Annotated in this window: 22 protein-coding genes and 1 tRNA gene; 8 read left to right on the top strand and 15 right to left on the bottom strand. The window is 40.2% G+C overall.

Annotated elements, in window-relative coordinates; translation table 11 throughout:
• Positions 1 to 116 precede the first annotated feature (116 nt).
• A complete protein-coding gene (ilvA, locus tag QM454_RS13295) occupies positions 117 to 1,379 on the top strand; it encodes a threonine ammonia-lyase IlvA (RefSeq protein ID WP_432364007.1) in 1,263 nt (420 codons plus the stop codon).
• A gap of 71 nt (positions 1,380 to 1,450) precedes the next feature.
• On the opposite strand, the gene QM454_RS13290 is transcribed toward ilvA, so the two are convergent.
• The 6 genes from QM454_RS13290 to QM454_RS13265 all read right to left on the bottom strand — a co-directional run bounded on the left by QM454_RS13290 (position 1,451) and on the right by QM454_RS13265 (position 6,205).
• Positions 1,451 to 2,869 carry an NAD-dependent succinate-semialdehyde dehydrogenase gene (locus QM454_RS13290; protein WP_432358785.1) on the bottom strand — a complete coding sequence of 473 codons (1,419 nt, stop codon included), beginning with the start codon at positions 2,867 to 2,869 and terminating at the stop codon, positions 1,451 to 1,453.
• Between the two features lie 39 nt (positions 2,870 to 2,908).
• Complete coding sequence (locus tag QM454_RS13285; protein ID WP_432358783.1) at positions 2,909 to 3,457, bottom strand: DUF420 domain-containing protein; 549 nt, start codon at positions 3,455 to 3,457, stop codon at positions 2,909 to 2,911.
• A gap of 135 nt (positions 3,458 to 3,592) precedes the next feature.
• Positions 3,593 to 4,342, bottom strand: a complete 750-nt coding sequence (locus tag QM454_RS13280) for an amino acid ABC transporter ATP-binding protein (protein WP_432358781.1) — start codon at positions 4,340 to 4,342, stop codon at positions 3,593 to 3,595.
• A 48-nt stretch (positions 4,343 to 4,390) separates the two neighbouring features.
• Entirely contained in the window at positions 4,391 to 5,050 is a 660-nt protein-coding gene (locus QM454_RS13275) for an amino acid ABC transporter permease (RefSeq protein WP_432358779.1), read from the bottom strand.
• A gap of 65 nt (positions 5,051 to 5,115) precedes the next feature.
• Entirely contained in the window at positions 5,116 to 5,901 is a 786-nt protein-coding gene (locus tag QM454_RS13270) for an amino acid ABC transporter substrate-binding protein (RefSeq protein WP_432358777.1), read from the bottom strand.
• A gap of 231 nt (positions 5,902 to 6,132) precedes the next feature.
• Positions 6,133 to 6,205 (bottom strand) — tRNA-Arg (locus tag QM454_RS13265).
• Between the two features lie 150 nt (positions 6,206 to 6,355).
• On the opposite strand from QM454_RS13265, the gene QM454_RS13260 reads away from it, so the two are divergent.
• A complete protein-coding gene (locus QM454_RS13260; protein ID WP_432358775.1) occupies positions 6,356 to 7,204 on the top strand; it encodes an MBL fold metallo-hydrolase in 849 nt (282 codons plus the stop codon).
• A 115-nt stretch (positions 7,205 to 7,319) separates the two neighbouring features.
• On the opposite strand, the gene QM454_RS13255 is transcribed toward QM454_RS13260, so the two are convergent.
• The 3 genes from QM454_RS13255 to fdhF form a co-directional block, all read right to left on the bottom strand.
• Positions 7,320 to 7,961: a YIP1 family protein gene (locus QM454_RS13255; protein WP_432358773.1), complete on the bottom strand. Its 642-nt coding sequence runs from the start codon at positions 7,959 to 7,961 to the stop codon at positions 7,320 to 7,322.
• 86 nt (positions 7,962 to 8,047) lie between these two features.
• Positions 8,048 to 8,527 carry a DUF1641 domain-containing protein gene (locus QM454_RS13250; protein WP_432358771.1) on the bottom strand — a complete coding sequence of 160 codons (480 nt, stop codon included), beginning with the start codon at positions 8,525 to 8,527 and terminating at the stop codon, positions 8,048 to 8,050.
• A 5-nt stretch (positions 8,528 to 8,532) separates the two neighbouring features.
• Positions 8,533 to 11,469 (bottom strand): formate dehydrogenase subunit alpha, encoded by a 2,937-nt coding sequence (fdhF, locus tag QM454_RS13245; RefSeq protein WP_432358770.1) that lies wholly within the window; start codon positions 11,467 to 11,469, stop codon positions 8,533 to 8,535.
• Between the two features lie 263 nt (positions 11,470 to 11,732).
• Here fdhF and QM454_RS13240 point away from each other — a divergent pair, with 263 nt between their 5' ends.
• Together QM454_RS13240 and fdhD are read left to right on the top strand one after the other, a co-directional pair.
• On the top strand, positions 11,733 to 12,080 hold the full coding sequence (locus QM454_RS13240) for a DUF2294 domain-containing protein (protein ID WP_432358769.1): 348 nt from the start codon (positions 11,733 to 11,735) through the stop codon (positions 12,078 to 12,080).
• A gap of 13 nt (positions 12,081 to 12,093) precedes the next feature.
• Entirely contained in the window at positions 12,094 to 12,882 is a 789-nt protein-coding gene (gene fdhD / locus QM454_RS13235; protein WP_432358768.1) for a formate dehydrogenase accessory sulfurtransferase FdhD, read from the top strand.
• Between the two features lie 70 nt (positions 12,883 to 12,952).
• Here fdhD and QM454_RS13230 read toward each other — a convergent pair whose 3' ends face one another.
• From QM454_RS13230 to QM454_RS13205, 6 genes are all read right to left on the bottom strand, one after another.
• Positions 12,953 to 13,645: a Crp/Fnr family transcriptional regulator gene (locus QM454_RS13230; RefSeq protein ID WP_432358766.1), complete on the bottom strand. Its 693-nt coding sequence runs from the start codon at positions 13,643 to 13,645 to the stop codon at positions 12,953 to 12,955.
• A gap of 138 nt (positions 13,646 to 13,783) precedes the next feature.
• A complete protein-coding gene (locus tag QM454_RS13225; RefSeq protein WP_432358764.1) occupies positions 13,784 to 14,716 on the bottom strand; it encodes an ABC transporter ATP-binding protein in 933 nt (310 codons plus the stop codon).
• Complete coding sequence (locus QM454_RS13220) at positions 14,716 to 15,780, bottom strand: ABC transporter ATP-binding protein (RefSeq protein ID WP_432358762.1); 1,065 nt, start codon at positions 15,778 to 15,780, stop codon at positions 14,716 to 14,718. The genes QM454_RS13225 and QM454_RS13220 overlap by 1 nt, the downstream gene beginning before the upstream one ends.
• Positions 15,781 to 15,796: 16 nt before the next feature.
• Positions 15,797 to 16,819 carry an oligopeptide ABC transporter permease gene (gene opp3C / locus QM454_RS13215; RefSeq protein WP_432358760.1) on the bottom strand — a complete coding sequence of 341 codons (1,023 nt, stop codon included), beginning with the start codon at positions 16,817 to 16,819 and terminating at the stop codon, positions 15,797 to 15,799.
• Entirely contained in the window at positions 16,819 to 17,751 is a 933-nt protein-coding gene (gene opp3b / locus QM454_RS13210) for an oligopeptide ABC transporter permease (RefSeq protein WP_432358759.1), read from the bottom strand. The genes opp3C and opp3b overlap by 1 nt, the downstream gene beginning before the upstream one ends.
• A 166-nt stretch (positions 17,752 to 17,917) precedes the next feature.
• Positions 17,918 to 19,636: a peptide ABC transporter substrate-binding protein gene (locus tag QM454_RS13205; RefSeq protein ID WP_432358757.1), complete on the bottom strand. Its 1,719-nt coding sequence runs from the start codon at positions 19,634 to 19,636 to the stop codon at positions 17,918 to 17,920.
• A 257-nt stretch (positions 19,637 to 19,893) separates the two neighbouring features.
• On the opposite strand from QM454_RS13205, the gene QM454_RS13200 reads away from it, so the two are divergent.
• The 4 genes from QM454_RS13200 to QM454_RS13185 all read left to right on the top strand — a co-directional run bounded on the left by QM454_RS13200 (position 19,894) and on the right by QM454_RS13185 (position 23,548).
• The gene (locus QM454_RS13200) at positions 19,894 to 20,238 is read left to right on the top strand and encodes a DUF3899 domain-containing protein (RefSeq protein WP_432358755.1); all 345 of its coding nucleotides are present in this window, start codon (positions 19,894 to 19,896) and stop codon (positions 20,236 to 20,238) included.
• Between the two features lie 598 nt (positions 20,239 to 20,836).
• Positions 20,837 to 21,148 (top strand): monooxygenase, encoded by a 312-nt coding sequence (locus QM454_RS13195; protein WP_432358753.1) that lies wholly within the window; start codon positions 20,837 to 20,839, stop codon positions 21,146 to 21,148.
• Between the two features lie 218 nt (positions 21,149 to 21,366).
• Positions 21,367 to 22,284 (top strand): peptidase U32 family protein, encoded by a 918-nt coding sequence (locus QM454_RS13190; RefSeq protein WP_432364005.1) that lies wholly within the window; start codon positions 21,367 to 21,369, stop codon positions 22,282 to 22,284.
• A 13-nt stretch (positions 22,285 to 22,297) separates the two neighbouring features.
• Entirely contained in the window at positions 22,298 to 23,548 is a 1,251-nt protein-coding gene (locus tag QM454_RS13185; protein WP_432358751.1) for a peptidase U32 family protein, read from the top strand.
• The last annotated feature ends 14 nt before the right edge of the window (positions 23,549 to 23,562 follow it).

The raw sequence follows: 23,562 nt of genomic DNA, 5'->3' as shown, positions 1-23,562 counted from the left end.
TAAATTCGTTCAAATTAATCGTTAATTACGAACAATCTTATGTTCATCTTCGGTGTTTCATGGTAATATAATAAAATATTCATTTATATACCGGAGGGAAAGAGCGTATGACGAAGATGGCTAAGAGTGAAACGAAGACAGTACAAGTAGAAGATATCCTAATCGCCAACCAATTGCTCAAGGATGTCGTGAATCATACACCTTTGCAAAAAAACGAGAGGCTATCTGAGAAGTATAGCTGTAATGTCTATATTAAGCGCGAAGACTTACAGTATGTGCGCTCCTTCAAATTACGTGGGGCCTATTACAAAATTAAACGGATTGAAACAGATGCCCGCGAAAAGGGTATTGTCTGTGCAAGTGCAGGCAATCATGCGCAAGGAGTCGCTTATGCTTGTGCTCATTTAAAGATCGGCGGCAAAATTTTCATGCCCCAAACAACACCGAAGCAGAAAGTGAACCAAGTGGAAATGTTCGGCAAAGGTTTTGTCGAAATTATCCTTATCGGTGATACATTCGATGACTCTTCCGCCCATGCTATCAATTGTGCGGAACAGGAAGATCGAATTTTCATTCATCCATTCGATGATGAGGATATTATTGCAGGCCAAGGGACAGTAGCTGTCGAAGTGATGAATGATATCGAAGAGCCGATTGACTTTGTTTTTGCAAGTATCGGTGGTGGCGGTCTTATGGCAGGTATAAGCACTTACATTAAAAACCTTTCGCCGATGACAAAAATGATTGGAGTTGAACCGGAAGGAGCAAGCAGTATGAAAGCCGCCATCCAGAACGGCGCTGTCATTACTTTAGATACTATTGACAAATTTGTCGACGGAGCGGCTGTTCAATGTGTCGGAACCAAAACATATGACATTTGCAAGAAATATGTCGATGATATTATGAGTGTTCCGGAAGGGAAAGTTTGCACATCTATTTTGAGTTTGTATAACGAGCATGCCATTATCGCTGAGCCGGCAGGTGCATTGCCGATTGCCGCTCTTGATTTTTATAAGGATCAGATTAAAGGAAAGTCTGTCGTTTGTATAATTAGTGGCGGAAATAACGATATTGGACGAATGCAGGAAATTAAGGAGAAGTCCCTTCTTCACGAAGGACTGCTCTATTATTTCATCATTAATTTTCCGCAACGTGCAGGTGCATTGCGTCAGTTTCTAGACTCTGTATTAGGACCGGAGGATGATATTACTACTTTTGAGTATACGAAAAAGCACAATAAAGAAAATGGACCTGGGCTCGTAGGCATTGAATTGAAAAGGCAGGAAGATTACGCCGGTCTATTGCTCCGATTGGAACAAAATGGCTTCCCATTCACTGAAGTAAATAAAGATAGTACATTATTTGAGTTGCTTATCTAATTGGAGGAAAAAACGCGAAAAGGCATGTTTAGTGCCGTTTCGCGTTTTGAATTTTTGGTTATGTTGATTTGTTACAATCCGACTGAAATATATTTAACCTCAATATATTCATCCAAGCCGTGATGTCCACCTTCCCGACCGAGTCCACTTTGCTTGAATCCGCCAAATGGAGCTTGAGGGGTCGAAGGAAGTCCATCATTCAATCCGACAATTCCATATTCCAACTGTTCACTTATCCGAATGCCTTTTGAGATGTTTTCTGTAAATACATAAGCTGCTAATCCATAAATCGAATCATTAGCCCGTTGAAGAACCTCATTTTCTGAAGAAAAAGTTGTTATTGGCGCAACAGGACCAAACGTCTCTTCCTGCATACAAACCATATCATCTGTAACGTCACGTAAAACGGTCGGCTCGTAAAAAAAGCCTTCCTTTCTCGAACCTCCGATAGCTATTTTTGCACCTTTTGACAGCGCATCATCGACATGGGATTGAACTTTACGGATAGCGTTTTTATCAATAAGTGGACCAATTGAAACCCCTTCATCCATTCCGTTTCCGACTATCAATTGTTTCACCCGTTTAACCAACTTTCGAGAAAACTCGTCAGCGATTGATTCATGAACGTAAATACGATTTACACAAACGCATGTTTGTCCGGCATTTCTAAACTTTGCGGCCATCACTCCATCCACGGCTTTATCGATATTACAGTCGTCCATAACAATTGCCGGAGCATGTCCTCCAAGTTCCAATGAAATTTTCTTCACCGTGTTAGCTGCGCCGCGCATAAGCAGTTTTCCGACTTCGGTAGAACCGGTGAATGTAAGCTTACGAACGCGTGTATCCTGCAGCCATGCATTACCGATTGCACTTGCTTCCCCGGTGACGACATTAATAACACCCGGAGGAATACCCGCTTCTAACGCGAGTTTTGCCAATCGAATTGCCGTAATTGGTGTCTGCTCGGCAGGCTTAATAACAACTGTGCAGCCTGCAGCAAGGGCTGGCCCCACTTTTCTTGTAATCATCGCAGCTGGAAAATTCCATGGCGTAATAACAGCTGTCACACCAACAGGCTGTTTATGGATAAAAATCCGTTTTCCTGTATGACTTGATGGAATTATTTCACCATAAATACGCTTTGCTTCTTCTGCATACCAAGAAATGAAGCCGTTCGCATAGTTTATTTCGCCCTTCGCCTCCGCTAAAGGCTTTCCTTGCTCAGCCGTCATCGTTTGCGCTAGATCTTCTAAATGTCTATCAATCAACTCATGCCATTTACCTAATAATGAACTCCGGTCATACGCGGACAAATTAGACCATTGCTGAAATGCTTCATATGCCGCATCTACAGCTAATACAGCTTCGTTCGCGCCTCCACATGGAACGGTTGCAATCAACTTTCCTGTTGCAGGATTTATTACTTCTATTAAAGGCATGCCTTCCCCGATTTCTTTACCGTTAATAATCATTGAATATGAATGCATCTGACTGCCTCCCCTATCAAACGATCAGCCTTTTTCAAATCAATAATATGGTGAAATAAGTATGTAGACGAGGACACCAGTAAAGCTGACGTACAACCATATCGGCATTGTCCATCGAGCAATTTTACGATGACGTTCATGCTCTCTATTCCACGCTCTTGCGACACTTGTCAAAGCAAGCGGGACAATTGCTGCAGCAAGTAGTATATGAGTGATGAGGACAAAATAATAGATGCCTCTTAAAATACCTGCCCCGCCGTATGGAGTGGACGGTGCTAAATAATGAAATGCGACATATGTGACGAGAAATAAGGCTGTTGTACAAAATGCAGCATAAATAAATTTACGATGGACATCCACATTTCTTTTTTTTATAGCAATGAGGGCTGCGACTAAGAAGAGAAATGTGAAACTATTAAAAATAGCATTCAACATCGGTAAAATGGTGACATCGAACGCGTCAAAATCCTCTACGCCTTGTCTTCCCGACAATAAGCCGATTACGCCAATTAGAACGATTGATAAAATGATAATAGCCGGCCGGTAATTTCTTTTCTTAAATGGCTTTTCTACTACAGATTCAGTCATTTTAACATCTCCTTTTACACTATCTATCTTACCGTAGTTTAACATATTTTCCAGATCACAACCCTCACTTCACATTGTTGTCGAAATGAAAAACAGCCGGGATTATTTTCCCGGCTGCATTTTAGGTTTCATTATTCATTTTGACAATGTACGATATAAAAAAGCTTTTGTTCTTTCCATTTGCGGATTCGTTAATAAATCGTTAGGATGTCCAGATTCAACGATTTCACCTTTATCCATGAAAATCGCCTTGTTTGCGACGTCTTTCGCAAATTCCATTTCATGTGTAACAACAACCATCGTCATATCCTCTTGTGCAAGATCTTTCATGACACGAAGCACTTCTCCTGTCAATTCAGGGTCAAGTGCCGACGTAGGTTCATCGAACAGGAGAATTTCAGGCTTTCTCATTAACGCGCGGGCAATTGCCACCCTCTGTTTTTGTCCTCCAGAAAGTTTAGCTGGCAATACGTTAGCCTTATCAGATAGTCCTACTTTTGCTAATAACTCCATACTCAGTTCACGAGTTTGTTCAGAGTTTCCTTGTTTCAGAAGCTTTGGTGCTAGTTCTAGGTTTTCAACGACAGTTAAATGCGGGAAAAGATTAAAATGCTGGAAAACCATCCCCATTTTGGAGGTAATCTCTTTCAATTGTTGAGGTTTAGAATAGATTCCATCCTTTACAATATAGTTTCCATTAATCGAAATGCTTCCTCCATCCAGTTCCTCTAAATGGACGAGACTTCTAAGCATCGTACTTTTCCCTGACCCGGACGGCCCGATGACTGCTATAACATCATTTTTGTTGACGTCAAAACTAATCTGTTTGAGTACTTCCAGCGCACCGAAAGATTTTTTTATATTTTTAACTTCAAGAATCGGCATTGCTTACACTCCTCTTTTACAATGACTAATAATCTTATACATACATAGTTAATCGAACCGTAGTCGTTTTTCTAACCATTTGAAAAACAGCGTCAGACATAACGTAATCATTAGATATATGACTCCTGCCAGTAAGAATGGTGTTATTGTGAAATCACGATTGACGGCTGTTTGTGCAAAGTGCAATAGCTCGGGTACAGCAACAGCGTAAAGCAGAGCAGTATCTTTCACCAAAGTGACCGACTCATTTGCGACTGAGGGTAATGCAATCCGAAACATCTGAGGTAACACAACTTTTCTCGTTGTTTGCCATCTATTTAATCCAAGCACTTTTGCTGCTTCATATTGACCTTTATCAATCGCAAGCAGTCCGCCACGGAAAATTTCAGCAAAATATGCAGCATAATTTAATATAAATCCTAAACACGCAGCGACAAATCGATCGAGCACTAAATATTCCCCGATAACCGGGATTAGCGGTAAACCGAAAACGATAAATAGAAGTTGCAATAAGAGCGGCGTTCCTCGCATCAAATAAATATAAGCATTTGCCAAGTACGCTAACGGTTTAATGGAACTCTTAGCAACCAATGTCAAGAGGAAGCCTAGCGGGATAGATACGATGATCGCTACTAAGAATAGAAGCACGGTCGCTTGGGCCCCTTCTAGCATCGGTTTTAAAATGGATATGAAATAATCTATAGACATAGGTGATGACTCCTTCTAAAAAGCAAAACAGGTTTTCTCATCGAAAACCCGGCATGCTCGATTCATTATTTAATTACTTTATCTTCCCCAAACCATTTTGTGGAGATTTTTGCAGCAGTACCATCTTCATTCATTTTATCTAAAGCGTCCTGTAACTTTTTAAGTAATTCTTCGTTACCCTTTTTCACACCAACGCCATACTCCTCAGGTGCTAGAGACTCGTCCAATACTTTAAAAGTACCTTCGTCTTTGGACATGTAATAGTCAATAACAACTTCGTCAATAACAACCGCTTCAACACGGCCAGCTTTTAAATCAGAAAGTGCTAGTACATTATCCGCATATTCGGATATAGATTTGATTTCTGAGCGTATCGGATTAGCATTCAATGCGTCAGAAGCTGAAGAGAGAGCTTGCAACCCAACTTTTTTACCTGACAAGTCTTTCAGCTGAGAGATATCAGAATTCGCTAATGTTGCAACGACTTGAGCATTTTCCAAATAAGGTTTTGTGAAAAGCACTTTACCTTTTCGTTCATCCGTAATTGTATACCCGTTCCAGATCAAATCAATTCGTCCACTGCTCAATTCTGTTTCTTTCGTTTTCCAATCAATCGGTTGGAATTTCGCTTCCATACCCATATGCTCTGCTGCCGCTTTCGCATATTCAATATCGAATCCAGTGAGTTCGTTGTTTTCATCGCGGAAACCCATTGGAGCGAACTTATCATCGACGCCGATGACGAGAACTTCTTTTCCATTAGAGTTATTTGTTGTTTTCGAACTACCGCAGCCTGTCACGACAAGCAAGGCAGCAATTGAAATGATAATTAATGACATATATTTTTTCATTACTCTCGCTCCTTTTAATAATCTCGCTTTAACACTTTAGTCTGTTAACGTATTGATAATGTACCATGATTTCTTTAAAATGAAAACCCATTTATTAATTCGCGGAATATTCTTATTCAATTGTTCGTCGTTAGTATATGAAGGGACAACGTTTTAATTCTGAAACGAAAAAAGGCTGCCAGGATTATCAGTTTCCACTGACGATCTAAGCAGCCATAAACTATTCAATTACGTCCCAGGCAGGAATCGAACCTGCGACTCTCAGCTTAGGAGGCTGATGCTCTATCCCCTGAGCTACTGAGACAAATAGAAGTACCTTTTTATTATAGAGAGTTGAACTGCTAAGAGCAATACATTTGTTAAATCAGTTTTCATATAGGTGTATGACAAATTAGTTTACACACACATTAAAACATAAAAGAGAAACTTCAACACCCAGAGGAGGATTATATGCATGGAGAGAAGTTCTTCCACTGAAAGATTTCAACCTATGACCTCAGTAACGAGTGGACAAGGAATAGAAATGGCTCCTGACTTATACTGTTTTACCATTCAAATTGTCAATGTCGTCTTTTTCGGCTTTGCTGGTGAAGGAAATGATTGGGTTCTTATTGACGCTGGGATGCCAAAATCGGCTAATAAAATAAAGGAAGAGGCTGAAAAACGATTCGGTAAAGATAATCCGCCAAAGGCTATCATTTTGACACATGCCCATTTCGATCATATCGGAGGTTTAATTGATCTACTGGAAATTTGGGATGTGCCAGTATATGCCCATGAATTGGAGCTCCCTTATATTACTGGCAAAAAGAATTATCCTGAACCCGATACGACCGTAGAAGGTGGAATGGTCGCTAAATTATCGTTTATGTTTCCACATGAAAGCATTAATATTGGCTCAAAAGCTCGAGCTCTTTCAGACGATCATACAATCCCGTTCATGCCGGGCTGGAAATGGATCCATACACCTGGGCATACAGAAGGCCATATTTCGATGTTCCGAAATGATGATCATGCAATGATTGTCGGAGATGCATTCGTAACAGTCATACAAGATGAGCTATATAAAGTGTTCACTCAAAAAAAGGAACTAGGCGGTCCTCCCCGCTATTTAACACCCGATTGGAAGACCGCAGAACAGTCTGTCGGAATTTTAGCTGCTTTACGACCAAGCATAGCCATTACGGGTCACGGTGTCCCAGTCGAAGGACAATGGTTGGAGGATAATTTGAATAGATTGGCGTCAGAATTTAAATCGATTGCGGTTCCCGATCACGGAAAGTTCGTGGACGACTCAAAATAAAATTAATGCATACAGGAAAAAAACGCGAACATATTGAAAACGATGAATGAACAACGAGCCAATAATAAGACGTCTCGATGTCATAATGACAAAGAGACGACTCTTTTTTTCATTGTTAAAATAAAGCTGGAGCTGTCAATCCAATAATAAAGACAACAATGACAGTTAGAATAATAATTGGAAGGAAGACGACCAAAGCAGCCCTCCACGCTGAAAATCGATGAACTTCTGAGATTGTTGCTATAACAATGACTATTGACCAAATGCCGACAATAAAATTAACGATTAACGAAATGACGAGCCAAGCGGCCTGACCAATTGTAAAGTCATAATCACTAATAAAATTGCCTTGGCCTAAAATGAGCAAGTTCGGAATCCAAACAAGACCACCGACTACGATAATGATTTCTGAAACTGCGTATGCCGTTCTAGTTTCCTCATATGTTCCCATCCCACCTAGCATCATTGAAAACAGATGATAAATGCCTGAGGCAATATAAAGGCCCAGTACTCCAACAATAGGTCCCGCAATCAATGCAACTAATAATATGGTAGCGATATTCCATGACTCTACTAAATCATTGTCTACTGCCTGATCGAGTAAGTGAATAACCCCAGAAATTGCAACAATTAAAAGCACAAAGCTGCTAGATTTGTATTCCATGACATGTTGGACTGTTTTTCTCGGGTGAAACCATACGGAAGTCCACGGGTTAACATGTTCACTTTCATTTTCGTCATTTTCAATGTTCTGCAATATACCTCACTCCCTATTATTCTTATTCTTATTCATACATACGTATAAGAAGTGAATTCGTTACAAGAATAATAGGGATTCGAAAATTACTTTTCTAGCCCTTTTCCCATCCCTTTCAGGAAATCCATGCCGTATTTCACCGCACGATTTATATCCGGGTCGTTTAGAGCTGTCATAACCTGTAAAATCGATACTTTATCGCCATTTCCTTTATATAATTCGGCTTCCTCGATTCCTTTTGCAATGCTATCCTTCAAATTCGCCGTTACTTCCGGATTAAGCGTTGTCAAAAGGCCAGTTGCATTTATTAAATTATTAATGAGATTCGTCATCGGTTCCCGTGATGCTTGCGCCACGGCAATACCTGCAATCTCATCTCTCGCCTTCACCATGGCAGACATGGCATCGAGTACGCCTGCATTGTCCAATTCAGCAGTTATTTCAATGATTTTATTCAATGATTGTTGCTGTTCAGTAATGAGAGTTTGCAGTTCTTTCAATTTCTCATTTTGTAATTCCTCTGGTGTAAGTTCTTTTCTTTTAATAGAAGTAATTGGCGCTGCCATCAAGCTCACCCTTTCTCCACTTGATCTGTCAGATGCTCATAACCTGGTCTCGCCCACTTCCGCTCGACTTCCACCCCGTCTTGAGGATGACGTTTTTTATTCCGGTGGTTGCTTGCCGGTAGTGGATTCTCGCCTTCTTTCCGTAAAACTTCCATCCGAACTTTAGCTTGTTTGAATGCTGGCGTATTCGTCCTTTGATCCACCGCTGTGCCTGTTAAAAAGTTAATGGCCGATTCTTTTTCTACCGAGTTCATCGGAAGGAATAATTCATTGCCTTTCACCCTGTCAGTTACTAGAGCAGGTAAACGGAGGGCTCCGTGCGGTGAAACGAGCCTTACTAACGAACCGCTAAGCACACCTCTTTCTTTAGCTAGTTCCGGAGATACTTCCACGAAAATCTCAGGAACTTTCGATTGTATTCCGGCAGATTTGTTCGTCATGTTTCCTTCATGGAAATGTTCAAGCATTCTGCCGTTGTTAATGTGCAAATCGAATTCGTCATCATATTTAACTGGTTCCACCCAATCGGATAAAGCGAACCTCGCTTTTCCATCAGAGAAATTAAAACCGTCTGCATATAGCATTGGAGTGCTTGATCCGTCTAAGCTCCCCCATAAAAAGCTATCCCAGTTTTCCATATTGCTGTAATCGGCTTGGCTAAATATCGGGGATAGACTAGCCATTTCAGCAAAAATTTCGCTTGGATGTAAATAGTTCCAATCCGCTCCAAGTCTTGTCGCGATTTCTTGGACGATCCACCAATCCGCTTTTGCATCTCCTAGTTCCGGCAATGCTTTATACAACCTTTGTACTCTTCTTTCCGTATTCGTAAATGTCCCATCCTTCTCTAATGAAGGAACTGCCGGCAGGATAACGTCTGCATATCTTGCTGTCCTTGAGAAAAATATATCTTGAACGACTAAAAAATCGAGTTTCGATAACACGTCATGCACATTATTTGCGTTTGAATCGACAAGTGCCATATCTTCCCCAACGATATACATCGCTTTCATGATACCCTCGTCAACTGCATGGAGCATTTGTATATTATCCATACCTGGTTTATCGCCAATTTTAACTCCGTACGCTCGCTCGAATTTTTCTCGTGCAGCGTTATCCGTTACATGCTGATAACCAGGCAGCCATCCCGGGAGTGTACCCATATCACAAGCCCCTTGAACATTGTTATGGCCGCGAAGTGGATATGCACCCGCACCAGGTCTACGATAATTCCCAGTTGCAAGAAGTAAATTGGAAATCGCAGCTGAAGTATCCGATCCGCCAGTATTTTGAGTTACACCCATCCCCCATAAAATACATGTGCCATCCGCGTCTCGAATCATTTCAGCCGTGCGGATTAGCATGCTTTTCGATACACCTGTCACATGTTCTGCAAAATCGAGCGTGTATTTCTTCAATACATCCTTGAATTCCTCAAAATGATGTACATTATCTTGGATGAAAGAAATATCATGCCAGCCTTGGTCAATGATATATTTCGTAACTGCCATTAGCCAAACTTGGTCAGTTCCCTGTTTCGGACTGATGAAAATATCCGATCGCTCAGCCATTTCATTTTTACGCAAGTCTGCAACGATTAGTTTTTGTCCATAGAGTTTTTGAGCACGCTTAACTCTAGTTGCGAGAACCGGATGGCCTTCCGCAGGATTTGCGCCAATGATAATGACAAGCCCTGCCTGAGCGATATCTTTAATCGTCCCAGAGTCCCCTCCCATACCGACCGTTCGGAACAATCCATCCGTTGCAGGTGACTGGCAATAGCGAGAGCAGTTATCGACATGATTTGTCTTAAATAGTTGCCTTGCAAGTTTTTGAATTAAATAGTTCTCTTCATTTGTAATTTTAGATGAAGAAATGAACCCGACACCATCTTCTCCGTGCTGTCGATGAATTGCGTTTAACCGTTCCGCCACTAAATCCAACGCTTCCTTCCAAGTGGCTTCCACGAAAGATTCACCTTTTCGAATAAGAGGTGTTGTCAGCCTTTCTTCACTATTAACGAAATCCCAACCGAATTTTCCTTTCACGCATGTCGATATAGCATTGACCGGTGCCTCTGAAACTGGTTGTATTTTAAGTATTTTACGGTCTTTCGTCCACACTTCAAATGAACATCCGACTCCACAAAATGTACAGACAGTTTTTGTCTTCTTTGTTCTCGTTTCACGCATAGCAGCTTCTGCTTCTGATATTGCCATAATGCTACTATATCCAGGTTCAATATTTTTAACTAAATCTATCATAGGCGTCAAAACTTCTTCCGTCATGCCTGTCATGAATCCTGCTTCTCCAAGCATTGACTTCTCCATTAACGCATTACATGGACAGACGGTGATGCAATGGCCGCAGCCGACACAAGAAGAATCATTAATTTTGGCACCGCCGTCCCAAAGGACAATCGGACGATCCCTTTCCCAGTCAATACTAAGTGTTTCATTCACTTGCAGATTTTGACACACTTCCACACACTGACCGCAAGCAATGCATTGGTTCGGATCATATCGATAAAACGGATGTGTGAAATCGACGCTATCTTGCGTACATTTTGGTTCATATGGATACTTCTGTTCTTCAATCCCCATCATGTCGACAGTATTATGAATTTTGCAGTTGCCGTTGTTGTTATCGCAAACTGTACAGTAGAGCAAATGGTTCTCAAGTATGCGATCCATCGCCTCCGTTTGGGCTTCTTTAGCACGGTGAGATGATAATTGAACATCCATACCTTGTTCAGCTTTTGTTGAACAGGCGCGAACAAGACGTCCATTTACTTCGACAATGCATGTATCACAAGTTTCTATCGGATCCACTTCAGGCAAATAGCAAATTTGCGGATGTTCAATCTGTAGTTCATTGACGACTTGTAATATCGTCGCACCTTCAGCGAATGGATATGCTTTTCCATTAATCTTGATTGACATGTGAATATGCCTCCTTTGAAATGAAAAAACCACCATAGACAAATACACCTGCCAGTAGGTGTCCTTGTCTATGGTGGAATAGTCCAGTAGCAGAGCTTGCTAAATAACCAATCCAATTGTAATGTTTTGATTGATAATACCGGAGCAGTTTCGTACTCCGATATCAACTTTACTTGTATTATAGAATAGAAAGATTAACTATTCAATAGGTTTTACGAATAACTAATAGATAATTCATATTATTTACAAAGGAGTATGTTCTAATGTCGAAAAGAGTACATGACTTCAATTCTATTATCCGTAAGTTAAGGAAAGATTTATTTGGAAAAGGACCAGAGAGAATATCAACAATATTTGTAGACAATATGGCCATCTCGACTCTTTATGGGAATTTGACACCAACAGAAAAATTTATCGCAGGTACACCCGAAGGCAAAGAAATGGTTCATATGGCTAGAACAAGAATGATTCAAGAAGTGTATGATCAGTCACCTCCAGATGGCCTAGAAGAAGTGGTCGACGCGAAATTTATCCATCTATTTTCAGATATCAAATTGGAAGATGATATAGCGGTTTCTGTATTCTTGTTTGATAGAAACATCGATAAATGAAAGGAGAAGAATGATGAAACGGATTCAAAAACAATCCATTTTGCGATATAACGGTGGTGGATTTGAACAAAAGCAGGATGAAGTCGCGACCGAATACCCGGTAACAGTTCATTTGAACGGCAAAGAACTATTGACGATCGTATGCACGCCAGAGTATATCGAGGATATGGTTGTCGGATTTCTTGCATCCGAACGGATTATAGTAAATTATCAAGATATCGAGGAAATACGATTGGATGAAGAACTGGGCTTTGTCCATATAGAAACAAAAAGGACCTTCCCCTTCTTCGAACAGCTCCAAAACAAAAGGTATATTACATCATGTTGCGGAATGAGCCGACAAGGATTTGTATTCGCCAATGATGCACTAACTGCAAAGCAGATGTCGGAAAGAAATGTCCTTTTATCTCCTGAAGATTGTTTTTCATTAATGGAGAAAATGAATCAGAGTGCAGACTTGTTTCAACTAACGGGTGGTGTCCATATTGCTGCACTTGGTAACCCACAAAATCTAATTGTGACCAGAATGGATATCGGACGACATAATGCACTTGATAAAATTTATGGGCATTGTTTAAAAAACGATATACCAGTAAAAGATAAGGTAATTGTCTTTAGCGGTAGAATATCTTCTGAAATTTTATTAAAGGTAGCGAAAATTGGCTGTGAAGTTGTCCTGTCAAAATCAGCACCAACACATCTTGCATTAAATTTAGCCAATGAGTTGGGAATTACAGCTGTTGGATTCATCAGAGGTCAATCATTCAATGTGTATACACATCCCGAAAGAATAAAGTCGTGATTTTATTTCGGTAAAATAAAACCCCTAGCCTGTTTTCAGGTTTGGGGTTTATCGTTGTTCTCATTCATCATTAAAAGTTAAGTAGTTCATCTTTCAGTTTTTCTGGATGAATCACATATTCACCGTCTACTATTCGGACAGCATGATCTTTGCGGAGTTGGGAAATCATTCGATTCACTGATTCCCTTGAAGTCCCGATCATATTGGCAAGATCGGCATTTTTGAAGCGGGTATTTAACTTTACCCATCCTTCATCCCCCATAGTAGTACCATGCGTTTCACATAACCGCAACAATAGCAGCAAGATCCGCTCATTTGCACTATTTAATGCCATCTCCTCTAATCGTTGTCGCAATTTGGAAATTTGATCGCCTAAAATCCTAAATAATTTTATCGATAAAGATGGATTGTCCATTAGGACCTGTTCGAAGTCTTTTAGTGCTATCGAGTACACTTCACTATCCTCTATCGCTTGTGCATGTGCCGGATAATGCTCATGTCGGAAGAAGCCTACATGGGGAAACAAATCGCCAATCTGTTTAAAATGAAGTACTTGCTCCTTACCTGTTTGATCATTTGCGAAGATTTTTATTTTACCTGCCGTCACAATAAACACTTCCGTAATTGGCTCGCCTTGCATAAATAAAATCGTTCTGTCGGTGAGTTTTCGACGTTTCATAATCTTTATGAAAGGCTTTAACTCCCTATCGGATAAACCATTGAAAAACATCGTATTCTTTAGAACTTCTACTACTGAATCCATTGTATCCCCCTTCGAATGAAAATCAGCCAAAAAAATATGTAAATCTATTGTAACCATTCTTCCAACAAATTTGTTAGAAGATGCGAAAACCGCCATTAACATTTATATACCTTCTATGTCAATGACGGTTCATCTTCATTATTTTATTTGCGCCTTCATTTCTTTGAACTCTTTTTCGGAACAGAGTACAAAATGACCAGGCGTCACTTCACGGAACTCCACTTTTTCATCCGCCCCATAATTATGTTTCTTCGGATCATACGTTTGTCTAACCCGTGAACGTTCATAAATTGGATCTGGAAGTGGAATTGCGGATAGCAATGATTTTGTATACGGGTGTAACGGATTTTTATATAGTTCATCGGCAGGAGCCATTTCGACAAGTTTCCCAAAATACATAACGCCAATCCGGTCCGAAATGTATTTTACCATTGAAAGATCATGCGCGATGAATAAATACGTTAACCCTTTCTCCTTTTGCAAGTCTTTAAGCAAGTTGACGACTTGTGCTTGAATGGATACGTCAAGTGCGGAAATAGGTTCATCAGCAATAATGAATTCAGGATTTACTGCTAGTGCTCTCGCAATCCCAATCCGTTGCCGCTGTCCACCTGAAAACTCATGAGGATAACGATCAGCATGTTCCTTGTTTAAACCGACTGTTTCAAGCAATTCAACGACTCTCTGTTTCCGCTCTTTTGCGTTTTTAGCAAGCCCATGAACATCCAAGCCTTCAGCGATAATATCAAGTACTTTCATCCGAGGATTCAATGATGCATAAGGGTCTTGGAAAATCATTTGCATCTTCTGATTTAGTGCCTTCACTTCAGCTTTGGATTTGTTCGCATGGACACTTACCCCGTCATAGAGTACTTCTCCGTCTGTAGCGTCGTACAGTCGAATAATTGTCCTGCCGGTAGTAGATTTCCCACAGCCCGATTCACCTACTAAACCGAATGTCTCACCACGATAAATATCAAAGCTGATGCCGTCTATCGCACGAACTTCAGACGCCTTCCCCTCATTGAAGTATTGTTTCAAGTTTTTCACTTCAAGCAATTTCTCTGCCATCACGAATCACCTCCAGTGGCTTCTTCATAATATTTGCTCCCCCGGAACGTCTTCATCCGCTCGATAATTGTCTTTGGCGGATCGACTTCAGGTGCATTTGGGTGCAGTAGCCAAGTAGCAGCATAATGCGTTTCGCTCACTTTGAAGAATGGTGGTGCTTGTTCTAAATCAATTTGCAATGCATATTCACTTCTTGGTGCAAATGCGTCTCCAACAGGAGGATTCAACAAGTCTGGTGGAGTACCAGGAATCGCATATAGTTTCTCTTCGTTCAAATCCATTGAAGGCATGGAGCTGAGAAGGCCCCACGTATAAGGATGCTGTGGGTTGTAGAAGATTTCATCGACCGTACCAACTTCTACGATCCGTCCACCATACATAACAGCAACTCTGTCGGCAACGTTAGCTACAACACCAAGATCGTGAGTAATGAAAATGATTGACGTATCTACTTTCTTCTGAATATCTTTCATCAATTCAAGAATTTGGGCTTGAATAGTAACGTCAAGAGCGGTAGTAGGTTCGTCAGCGATTAATATTTGCGGGTTACATGCAAGTGCAATTGCAATGACAATACGCTGTCTTTGTCCACCAGAAAATTGGTGAGGATACATTTTATAACGACCTTCGGGATTCGGTATCCCTACTAGACGTAACAGTTCAATTGCAGCTTCCTTCGCTTTCACTTTGCTTACTTTTTGATGCTTCACTATTGGCTCGATAATTTGCTTACCAATTGTCATTGTCGGATTCAATGAAGTCATTGGATCCTGGAAAATCATTGAAATGTCTTTTCCTCTAATTTTTTGCATTTCTTTATCGGAAAGCTTCGTTAAGTCTTTTCCATTAAAAAGAATTTCACCATTTTTAAATTCCGAGCTGGATTCTGGCAATAAACGCATAATCGATTTTGTCGTCACCGATTTCCCGGAACCCGACTCACCGACAATTGCCAATGTTTCCCCTTTGTTCAAATCAAAGCTGACTCCGCGAATTGCTTTCACTTCACCGGCAAACGTGTGGAAGGAAAGCTCCAAGTCTTTTACTTGCAATATTTTATCCATCTTGGCTTTCCTCCAATCAATCTTTCATTTTCGGATCAAGCGCGTCACGCAATCCGTCACCGATCAAGTTAAATGCAATCATCAAGACACTGATAACCACAGCTGGGAACAATAGGAAATAAGCTTGGTGCTCCATCACTTTGTAGCCATCATTTATCAACGTTCCTAATGATGCAGCGGGCGCTTGCAACCCAAGCCCGATAAAACTTAAGAACGCCTCAAAGAAAATAGCAGTCGGAATCGTAAACATCGTATTAATGATGATGATGCCCATAATATTCGGCAATAAATGTTTGCCAATTATTCGCGTGTCACTCGCCCCTAACGTACGCGAAGCTAGTACAAATTCTTGTCCTCTATATTTTAATATTTGAGCACGGACGATACGAGACATGCCAATCCATCCTGTGAGGGAAATTGCAATGATAATGGCAGTTAAACCCGGCTCCATTATCAAGAGCATCAAGATAACGATAATAAGTGTAGGGATACCGATAAGGATTTCGACAATCCGTTGCATAATATCATCAACTCGGCCGCCGAAGTACCCCGATATACCTCCATAAAGAACACCGATGACCACATCAATTGCCGCAGCAACGAATGCGATTAATAAGGAAACTTGTGTTCCTTCCCATAGGCGGGTGAACAAGTCTCGGCCAAGTCCATCGGTTCCAAACCAGTAATACTCGTCCACTTTTTTAATTTCATACAGATTTACTTTCTCGCCACCCAATTGACCTTCACCATCAAATATCCCTAGTTTCTCAATACCAGGAATTTTTGGTGGCAAGTTAGCGTGGCGTAAATTTTGTACTTCACCGTCACGGCCATTTACATGTGGTCCAATCAAAGCCATAATTATAAACAATACAAGGACGACCATGCTGACAATTGCCGCTTTGTTTTTACGCAGCCTTAGCCATGCATCTTGCCAAAAACTTAAACTCGGTTTGGAAATTTGTTCCGAACTGCTACTATCAATTGTAATACGCTCGAATTTCTCCGGCGGTAATTGTTGAAGTTCATCTTTTCGCATTAACTTTTACCTCCAGACAAACGGATTCGCGGATCAATAATTCCGTATAGAAGGTCTACAATGAAAATAATAAAAATTAACACTGCAGAGAAGAATAGTGTCGTACCCATAATCGTCGCAAAGTCATTTGTCATGATGGAAGATACGAACTGCTCCCCGATTCCCGGAATCGCAAAAATTTGTTCTACAACAAGGGAGCCAGTAACTATCCCCGCTGCTACCGGGCCTAACACTGTAACGAGAGGAATTAGCGCATTTCGAAAAGCATGTTTAAAGGCGATTTCAAAACCACTTGCACCTTTCGCTTTTGCTAATGTTATATAATCGGAGCTCAATACCTCAATCATTTCGGTACGGATGAAACGTGCCGACAGAGCTAGCGGACCCATTGCTAATGCGATGGAAGGTAATATACTTGATTTCCATCCGTCATTCCAAAGACCGACCGGCAATAAATGCCATTGGGAGGCAACCCAATATTGCAACAAAGAAGCAAATACGAATGAAGGTATCGACACGCCTAATATCGCAAAGAACGTACTTCCATAATCCCATATCGTGTTCTGCTTTAAGGCGGCGAGCATTCCTAACAAAATCCCTATTATCGTTCCAAATACCATCGCCTGTGCCCCTAATATGAATGAAGGCTTCACTCTTGACGCCAAAAGGTCATTAACACTTTTCCCTTTAAAGACGAACGAAGTCCCCAAATCCCCTTTTGCAAGGTTTTTCATATAGATCGCGTATTGCACTGGCTTCGGTTTATCGATGCCATATTTCTTTTCTACAATTGCCCGTTGAGTTTCGTTCAGTTTATTATAAGAAGCAATCGGTGAACCTGGTAGCGTCTGCATTAAGAAAAACGTTGCAGTTGCAATTAGGAACATCGTAAGGAACATGTAAACGAGCCGTTTTCCAATATACTTAACCACGTTGCACCTCCAAAGTACGTGAGTTTGATTTATGTTAAATTGAATAATCAATTTCTTTTCAAAATGAAAACACATACAAACTTTCACTATATTACCTTCTAGTAAAAAGAGAGTATATGGATATTCGCCATATACTCTCTTTATCTATTAAATTGCCAATGCTTACTTACTCTTTACCAGAGATATAAGCCCACTTGTAGCTATAGTCAGCTCCGAAAGGATGAACTCCAAGTCCTTTGAAGTACGGTTTCTGAAGTTGAATTAAACCACGTTGGTAGATCGGTGCGATTGCAGCTTCATCCTCAAGTAGGATTTTTTCTGCTTTCGCGAATGCTTCGTAACGTGCTGCAGGATCTAATGCAAGCTCATCTTTAGTAGCTGCAATTAATTCATCGTATTCTTTGTTCGAGAATGACATCAAGTTGTTCGTACCATTTGTAACGAACAAGTCCATGAATGAAATCGGGTCTTGGAAGTCAGGACCCCATCCTGAAACTTGAATATCATAGTTTTGGTTTGTATCAAGTTCCAAACGTACTGCGAATGGAACTTCTTTCAACTTGATTGTCAAACCTTCAAGATTTGTTTCAAGTTGCGCTTTGAAATATTCGTTCATTTTCTTGGAAAGTTCAGTGTCTCCGCCTAGGATTTCAAGTTCCAATTCAGTAACACCTAGTTCTTCCAAGCCTTTTGTCCAGTATTCTTTAGCTTCTTCTGCATCGTATACAAGGTGCTCCCCGCTAATGTCACGGAAGTCTGTTCCGTTGTTATCGTATGCGAAGTTTCTTGGTACTAAGTAGTTTGCAGCTACTGATCCGTTCGCAAGAACTACGTCAGCCAAATCTTCTTTTTGGAAAGATTTCGCAATTGCTTTACGGATGTTTACGTTCGCGAGTGGTGTTTTTTCACCATCACGCTCTTGGTTAAATTTGAAGTAGAACAGTGCAGTTGTTGATTCGTTATGTGCTTCCGCATGAGTACCGTATTGAAGAGCTAAATCTCCAGATACGTTAGCACGGTCTTTCTTGCCGTCGTTGTAAAGTTTAACTGCTGTCGCAGAATCTTTAACAACGTCTACGTTAATAGTTTCAAGTTTTACATTTTCTGCATCCCAATAATGTTCGTTCTTTTTGTATGTCCAGCTATCGCCAGTTCCATCCCAGTTAGTAAGGATGAACGGACCATTGTAGAGTAGGTTATCTGAATTCGTTGCATATGCATCGCCTTTAGATGTAACAAACTCTTCTTTTTGTGGATAGAATGTTCCGAACGACATTAGAGATAGGAAGTATGGTACTGGACGTTCCAATGTTACGACCAATGTTTTGTCGTCTTCGGCAACTACACCAAGTTCTGACACTTCCATTTTCTCTTCACTGATTGCTGTTGCATTTTTGATAACTCCAGACATCATGAACGGACCATAAGGTGATCCAGTTGCAGGATCAATTGCACGTTGCCATGCAAATACGAAATCATGCGCTGTAACAGGTGTTCCATCTGACCAGTTCGCATCACGAAGTTTGAACGTGTATGTAAGACCATCCTCACTCACTTCCGCTTCCTCTGCTGCCATTGCTGGTTCAGCAATGTTTTCAAGGTTTAAGCGGTACAACCCTTCATTTACGTTGTTCAATACATTGAATCCAACTGCGTCTTCTACAATTGCAGAGTCAACAGATGGGATTGCTGCAGATTCGATCAAGTTCAAAACTTGTTCTGCATCCGGCTCGCCGGTTTCTTCTGATTGTTGTTCTGTTGCTTTGTCGTCTTCTTTAGGCGCAGCAGTTTTGTTATCGTCCTTGTCCTTGCTTCCGCAAGCAGCAAGTACGACACTTAGCACCAATGAAAGAGCAACAAGCAGTAGCCATTTGTTTGCTTTCATTGCATTAACCTCCTTTTGAAATTGTCTGAAGAATTATCACTTTTTATTATACAATTAAAACTTCGTAAGTCAAAGTGTTTTTTAATTTTTTTTTCTGAAACAACATAATTATAAAAGAAACAAAACTTAGATTATTCTACAAAAACACCCGAATAGCCTTGTATCTATTGACTTTGTGTCAAATTGCATTCTTCAATCAAATGATATAATATACATTAATAATCAATAATATAAATAATAAAAGAAGAGGTCGGAATATGAAGAAAATTGCGGTTAACGTTATTGTAAATCAATTATTAATTATGATCCTTATTTTAGTTATTTTCGGGAAATTAACAATATTAGAGTATATAAATGTTTCTTTCTATATAGGAGCATCCTACCTCTTCATCGGAATCCTCGTTCTCATTTTACAGTCAGGGTTTTTCGACTTTTTTACTTCAAGCATGAAAAAGGTGTTATCCCGAAAGCATGAGCGAAATGAATTAACAACAATGCGCCCCCCTTCAGAAGTTGTCTCAATGAAAGCTACGTTCTTTTTCCAATCGGGAATCCCTATTATTTTGGTAATGCTCGGCGCTTTATTCATCTATTCATCCTGACAATGGCGATATTACTCGATTAGAAATAGCTGCACTATATTATAGAAGGAAGTCAATTACAGTTACTTTCGACGTTGGAATATATTTTCATTGATACTTTTAGGTTTAACGTGTAGTATATATACATAAGCTGCATTGTTCGTATACACATAAGTTTTAACCTTTAAGCTGTAAAAGGGAGTTTTATATCGGGGCTTGAATGGTATGCCTGATTCATTATTAATCGGGACGGACAGGATTGTCTCTGCGGACACCCACTTTGAGGAGTGGTGGTTTAAAACTTTCATGATTAACGATACGGCAAAGGCGGCTTTCCAAAAGCTTATTATATTAACATTTATAAGCGGGCATCACTCAATCTGAGTGATGCTTTTTTATTGCAGATTTATCGTTGGGGTTAAAATTTCTGGTTCTATATCATATGTTGGATGATGTAATCTGCACGTCACCCTTCAGGTTTAGCTATGAATAATGTGTTAATTTGCGCTCCAGGCGGAAATCAACTTTTTTTGTCACATCTATTGAGAAAAAATGTATTCATAGCGAACCCGTTTCGGTTTATACTAGTAACGATACTGAACAATACAGGAGGTTTATTATGCCCTATCTATTACAAGTCGATTTCCCATTTGAAGGTCCTTTCGGTGAAGAAATGACTAAAGCATTTACGGATACAGCAAAAAGCATTAACAATGAAGAAGGTGTCATCTGGAAGATTTGGACAGAATATGAAGAAACAAAAGAAGCTGGAGGCGTCTATTTGTTTGAAACTGAGCAGCACGCTGAAAATTACTTGGCCATGCATACAAAAAGGTTAAATGGTTTTGGAATAACAGACATACAAGCGAAGATTTTCAACGTGAATGAGTCTCTATCACGTCTTAATAACGGACCGATTACACATAAATAATTGTAAATGAAAAATGCCGGATTCTCACTTCGAGTTTCCGGTATTTTTCGATTAGTACACATACTCCAAAGTCTTCACTACATTTCACCTCAATCAGGTACATATTGTTACACAATGTTCACCAAATACATGTCAAAGGTAATTGTGTAAAGTGTAATCTCTTTTTATAATTAAACACTATACAAAAAATGAACAGCTAGAAAGGAAGTGTACCGATGATCGAACTGATTGCAACAGCCGAATCGGTAGAACAAGCTAAAGAACTGTTACACGCCGGCGTTGACGTATTGTACGTAGGAGAAGATGAATTCGGATTACGTTTACCAACATCTTTTTCAAAAGAGGAAATAAAAGAAATTGTTGATATCGCACACGCAGAAGGAAAAAAAGTATGCGTGGCAGTCAATGCGCTACTTCATAATGACCGGATAGAAAAAGTTATTCCATATTTACAATACTTACAATCCATTCATGTAGATTCCGTTACCGTTGGAGACCCTGGCGCCATCCATCTTATGAAACAAAACGGATTAACGATTCCATATATTTATGATGCACAAACAATGGTTACTAGTGCAAACCAAGTAAACTTTTGGGCAAAACGCGGTGCGATTGGTGCTGTATTAGCGAGAGAGATTCCATACAAGGAACTAAATGAAATTCAACGACAAACGATGGTCCCTGTAGAAGTACTTGTCTACGGAGCAACTTGCATTCACCAATCAATGCGCCCTCTTGTACAAAACTATTTTAATTATGTTGGAGATGACAAAGAGGTAGTTAATGAACGACAGCTATTTCTCTCCGAACCTAAGAAAGAACATACACATTATTCCATTTACGAAGATCGTAACGGTACACATATATTTGCATCAGACGATGTCAGCTTACTCACACAGCTAAGTAAATTAGATGCGATTGGTATACACAAGTGGAAACTAGACGGTATTTTTGCAAAAGGAGATCGTTTTGTACAGATCGCTCGTGTTTTCGACGAAGCAAGAACAGCCCTTACAAACGGGAATTGGACAGATGCAATTATGCAGCGTTTACATGACCAATTACTCGAGCTTCATCCCGTAGGACGCACATTGAATGAAGGCTTTTTCTTGAAAAAACCAGAGGATGTACAATAAAAGGAGACGTATAATGGAATCACATACAAAACGAGTTATTACAAAAAAACCTGAAGTTTTAGCACCAGCCGGTACACTTGAAAAACTAAAAACAGCAATACGATATGGTGCAGATGCGGTGTTTATTGGCGGGAATGCTTACGGACTTCGTAGTCGTGCTGGAAACTTTACGTACGATGAAATGCGTGAAGGCGTAGCATTTGCTAAAAAATACAATGCGAAAGTTTATGTAGCAGCAAATATGGTAGCACATGAAGGTGATGTAGAAGGTGCGGATGAATTTTTCCGTACTCTTCGTGATATTGGCATTGATGCTGTGATCGTTTCCGATCCTGCACTCATTCACATTTGCGCAACAGAAGCAGAAGGACTCCCAATTCACTTATCTACTCAAGCTTCCGCAACAAACTACGAAACGTTAAACTTTTGGAAATCAGAAGGATTAGAACGCGTCGTACTCGCTCGTGAAGTAAGTATGGACGAAATTAAAGAAATTCGTCAAAAAACAGACGTAGAAATTGAAGCATTCATTCACGGAGCGATGTGTATTTCTTATTCAGGTAGATGTACGCTTTCAAACCACATGGCAGACCGAGATGCAAACCGTGGAGGTTGTACACAATCTTGCAGATGGAAGTACGGATTATTTGAAGTCGACGAACATGCTGAACGCGAATCACGACTTGGTGGTGACGAAGAACTTGAAGCGTTTTCCATGAGCTCTGTCGACATGGCGATGATACGCCACATCCCAGATTTAGTGGAAAATGGAGTCGATAGTTTAAAAATCGAAGGACGTATGAAATCCATTCACTACGTTTCTACAGTTTCTAATGTCTACCGTCAAGCTATAGACGCTTATTGCAATGACCCGGATAACTATGAATTTAAACAAGAGTGGGAAGACGAATTGTGGAAAGTTGCTCAACGTGAACTAGCTAGTGGCTTCTACTATGGTGTGCCAAGTGAGGATGAGCAGCTTTTTGGAAAGCCAAGAAAAATTCCGGCATTTGCCTTTATTGGACAAGTGCTTGACTATGATGAAGAGACACAAATCGCAACAATCCAACAACGAAACAACTTCGGTATTGGAGATGAAGTTGAGTTTTATGGTCCCGGATTCACTCATTCATATGAAACGATTACAGAACTATGGGATGAAAAAGGAAATGAAATTGAACGAGCCGCAAATGCGATGATGATTGTTAAAATGAAAGTGTCAAGTCCTGTAAAACCGTATGATATGATACGTAAAAAGAAATAAGTGTAAAACGAAGT

The sequence above is a fragment of the Sporosarcina sp. UB5 genome (assembly GCF_050859005.1).
GTDB lineage: Bacteria > Bacillota > Bacilli > Bacillales_A > Planococcaceae > Sporosarcina.
The sequence above is the reverse complement of the archived record's forward strand: the minus strand, read 5'-3'. Positions and strand labels throughout refer to the sequence as shown.

Bases quoted from the DNA above. Each gene is read 5' to 3' on its own strand.
- QM454_RS13240 (WP_432358769.1), top strand. From the start codon at position 11,733: ATGTCGAAAAGAGTACATGACTTCAATTCTATTATCCGTAAGTTAAGG.
- fdhF (WP_432358770.1), bottom strand. From the start codon at position 11,469: ATGTCAATCAAGATTAATGGAAAAGCATATCCATTCGCTGAAGGTGCG.
- opp3C (WP_432358760.1), bottom strand. From the start codon at position 16,819: ATGCGAAAAGATGAACTTCAACAATTACCGCCGGAGAAATTCGAGCGT.
- fdhD (WP_432358768.1), top strand. From the start codon at position 12,094: ATGAAACGGATTCAAAAACAATCCATTTTGCGATATAACGGTGGTGGA.
- QM454_RS13195 (WP_432358753.1), top strand. From the start codon at position 20,837: ATGCCCTATCTATTACAAGTCGATTTCCCATTTGAAGGTCCTTTCGGT.
- QM454_RS13230 (WP_432358766.1), bottom strand. From the start codon at position 13,645: ATGGATTCAGTAGTAGAAGTTCTAAAGAATACGATGTTTTTCAATGGT.
- QM454_RS13250 (WP_432358771.1), bottom strand. From the start codon at position 8,527: ATGGCAGCGCCAATTACTTCTATTAAAAGAAAAGAACTTACACCAGAG.
- ilvA (WP_432364007.1), top strand. From the start codon at position 117: ATGGCTAAGAGTGAAACGAAGACAGTACAAGTAGAAGATATCCTAATC.
- QM454_RS13185 (WP_432358751.1), top strand. From the start codon at position 22,298: ATGGAATCACATACAAAACGAGTTATTACAAAAAAACCTGAAGTTTTA.
- QM454_RS13200 (WP_432358755.1), top strand. From the start codon at position 19,894: ATGAAGAAAATTGCGGTTAACGTTATTGTAAATCAATTATTAATTATG.
- QM454_RS13205 (WP_432358757.1), bottom strand. From the start codon at position 19,636: ATGAAAGCAAACAAATGGCTACTGCTTGTTGCTCTTTCATTGGTGCTA.
- QM454_RS13220 (WP_432358762.1), bottom strand. From the start codon at position 15,780: ATGGATAAAATATTGCAAGTAAAAGACTTGGAGCTTTCCTTCCACACG.
- QM454_RS13280 (WP_432358781.1), bottom strand. From the start codon at position 4,342: ATGCCGATTCTTGAAGTTAAAAATATAAAAAAATCTTTCGGTGCGCTG.
- QM454_RS13260 (WP_432358775.1), top strand. From the start codon at position 6,356: ATGGAGAGAAGTTCTTCCACTGAAAGATTTCAACCTATGACCTCAGTA.
- QM454_RS13285 (WP_432358783.1), bottom strand. From the start codon at position 3,457: ATGACTGAATCTGTAGTAGAAAAGCCATTTAAGAAAAGAAATTACCGG.
- QM454_RS13225 (WP_432358764.1), bottom strand. From the start codon at position 14,716: ATGGCAGAGAAATTGCTTGAAGTGAAAAACTTGAAACAATACTTCAAT.
- QM454_RS13270 (WP_432358777.1), bottom strand. From the start codon at position 5,901: ATGAAAAAATATATGTCATTAATTATCATTTCAATTGCTGCCTTGCTT.
- QM454_RS13290 (WP_432358785.1), bottom strand. From the start codon at position 2,869: ATGCATTCATATTCAATGATTATTAACGGTAAAGAAATCGGGGAAGGC.
- QM454_RS13275 (WP_432358779.1), bottom strand. From the start codon at position 5,050: ATGTCTATAGATTATTTCATATCCATTTTAAAACCGATGCTAGAAGGG.